This is a genomic window from Lacticaseibacillus suibinensis, from assembly GCF_003946175.1.
Classification (GTDB): domain Bacteria; phylum Bacillota; class Bacilli; order Lactobacillales; family Lactobacillaceae; genus Lacticaseibacillus; species Lacticaseibacillus suibinensis.
The window spans coordinates 1-2,506 of record NZ_RHOK01000053.1; the positions used below are offsets into that span (position 1 = coordinate 1).

Annotated in this window: 3 protein-coding genes; 1 reads left to right on the plus strand and 2 read right to left on the minus strand. The window is 55.5% G+C overall.

All coding sequences use genetic code 11. From position 1 onward, the window contains the following. Nucleotides 1-148: 148 nt before the first annotated feature. The gene (locus EKM90_RS12650; RefSeq protein ID WP_125583162.1) at nt 149-685 is read left to right on the plus strand and encodes a P-loop NTPase family protein; all 537 of its coding nucleotides are present in this window, start codon (nt 149-151) and stop codon (nt 683-685) included. Between the two features lie 156 nt (nt 686-841). Here EKM90_RS12650 and EKM90_RS12655 read toward each other — a convergent pair whose 3' ends face one another. Continuing rightward, nucleotides 842-1,648: a Cof-type HAD-IIB family hydrolase gene (locus EKM90_RS12655; RefSeq protein WP_164508003.1), complete on the minus strand. Its 807-nt coding sequence runs from the start codon at nt 1,646-1,648 to the stop codon at nt 842-844. A gap of 120 nt (nt 1,649-1,768) precedes the next feature. After that, nucleotides 1,769-2,506: mucin-binding protein (locus tag EKM90_RS12660; protein WP_164508004.1), on the minus strand; the 738-nt coding region annotated here is incomplete at its 5' end.

Genomic DNA, 2,506 nt, shown 5'->3' on the forward strand with positions numbered 1-2,506 from the left:
TCAAGCAGTCCAATCCGCACTGAACCATCGTCCCAGACGTATTCTGAACTATCTTCGCCCATGCGATTACTACCGATGCATGGCGTAACAGACTAGACCACTATCAAGAATTCGTTATCATCGTTGCACTTGACTTGAAAATTGAGGGATGAAAGTCGTTTTGATCGGTAATAGTGGCACCGGTAAATCAACTTTGGCCCGCCAAATTAACGCTAACACCGGCTGGCCGCTGCTGGCGCTGGACCGGCTGTGGCACGCCACGGATTACAGTGCCGCCGCTAAAATCCGGTTTCAGGCCGCTCAGACCACTTTCATGGCCACGCATGCCGATTGGGTGATTGATGGCAATTACAGCGGCACTCTGCCGGCGCGCATTGCGCAAGCTGATCGCATCATTTGGTTGCGTGCACCGCGGGTGGTTTCGATTGCGCGGGTGCTGCGGCGGTCACTGGCGTTTCGGCGGGATCCTCGGACGCGGCCAGACATGGCGTCAGGCTTTGAGGAACATCTTGACCGCGAATACCTAGCTTTTCTAGCCTATGTCTGGGGTTATGAATCTCGGGCTAAGGCCACCCTCCTACCGCTGCTAGCAGCGGTACCGCCGGTGAAGCTGCGCATTGTGCAAACGCCCATGCAAAAAGCCGCGGTTTTAGGCGAATTGACCGCAAAAGTGATAGAGACATAATTTGAGCTGAAGATGGGCACAAGACTAATTCAGAACAGTACGAGCCAAAATGCGACGCCCTAGCCGTATAAGCCAACCGGCCTGCAAAACCTAAGTTCAGGTTTTACAGGCCGGTTGGCTTATACTCTGGGCTAAAACCGCATTTTGTCTCAGCCTCTAAGCAAAGCGAGTCAGGGCTTCGGCCACGCCGGCGTGATTATTATCCGCCACCACGTGATCCGCTGCGGCTAAAGCGCCTGGCAGACCGTTGCCCATGGCGATGCCCACGCCGGCGGCTTTAATCATGGGTTGATCATTATCGCCGTCACCAATCGCCATGGTGGCGACTTGATCTAGGCCAAAATGCTGGGTCAAAAAAGCTAGCGCCGCCGCTTTTGACACCTGAGGATGCGTGATTTCTAGGTAAGTGGGTTTGGAGCGGCTCACTGCCACCGATAGGCCTGACGCAGTGATGGCCGCCTCAAGTTGATTAATCGCCGCCGGTGCGCCCATGCAGAGTAGCTTATGCACGGGCTTTTTCGTGAGTATTAAGCTGGCGGCGTTAAAGCTGGTCGGCGCAAAGCCGGTGATGGCGACTTCTTGGCGCACCCAAGCGTCGTTCTCGGCGACAATCCAGTCAAGGCCCGCCATGTAATTGACGCTGATGGGCAAGTGCTTGCTGGTGACCAGCCCGGTGATTGCTGCAGCTGCACTGTCAGGTAAGGGCTGATCGTGCAAAATCGTGAAGGTGCCTTGAGGCGTGACCGTCGTGATCAAGGCGCCATTCAGACTAACCAGCGGCACCGTCAGGCCAAGCGACTGGGCGAGCGCCGTCATCGCTCGCGGCGGCCGGGCCGAAGCCAGACAAAACTGCCCGCCGGCGGCCACAAAGGCGCGAATCGCGGTGCGGTTGGCCGCCGGGATGGCACCTTCATCGTTGATCAAAGTGCCGTCGATATCACTCAATACTAATTTGATAGACAAAGCATCTCCTCCAATCTCGCCTTCATTATACCAAGAAGCACATTTTGGCGCGGGCAGCGCATTTGCAAGGGACAAAAAAACGGCAGTCCGGAGACTGTCGTTTTTGCTGTTCATATTGGTTTAAGCGCGCTTGCGGTAGCCAGCAACACCAACTAAGGCGACAAGGGCACTACCTAACAGTGCGATTGAAGTATTCGCTTCGTCGCCGGTCTTTGGCAACTTCTTGGCGGCTGCCTGAGCAGCAGCTTTGGTCGTTGTCTTGCTGCCAATAGCTGGTTTCGTCGTGGTAGCAACACTCGGCTTGGTGCTTGGCTGAGCCGGGGTAACAACCGCCGCGTCTTTGGTGTAGGTCACCGCAACGTCAATGTCCTCAGGGGCAGTGGTGCCAGCGCCAACCGCCAGCTGGGCAATGACGGTGCTGTCAGTGTGATACCCAGCAATGGTTGGTACCTGGTAGGCATAGTAGGCACCTTGAGGGGTGTAAATCGTTTCGCCAGTGACCGCATTGGTGACGGTCTTGTAGGTGATGGTTTGCACAACTGGATCGCGTAATTCTTTACCAGCGGCGTCAACGAAATGAATCGTCCGGGTGCTGGTGGCCGTGCCGTATGTCATCTTTGGTGTGTAGGTGACGGTGACGTCGGTATCATCTGCGACAGCGGTGCCAGGCTTAACGGTTGCCTGCGCAACCTGGTTGGTATCAACATTGTACCCAGCGATGGCTGGTACATCGTATTGATAGTAAGCATTTTGCGGGGTGTAAATCGTGTCGCCGGTGACCGCATTGGTGACGGTCTTATAGGTAATGGTCTGGGTCACTGGATCACGGAGCACGTTACCTTCAGCGTCAACGAAATG

Excerpts from the sequence above, each read along its gene's own strand:
- EKM90_RS12650 (WP_125583162.1), top strand. The coding sequence starts at position 149 with ATGAAAGTCGTTTTGATCGGTAATAGTGGCACCGGTAAATCAACTTTG.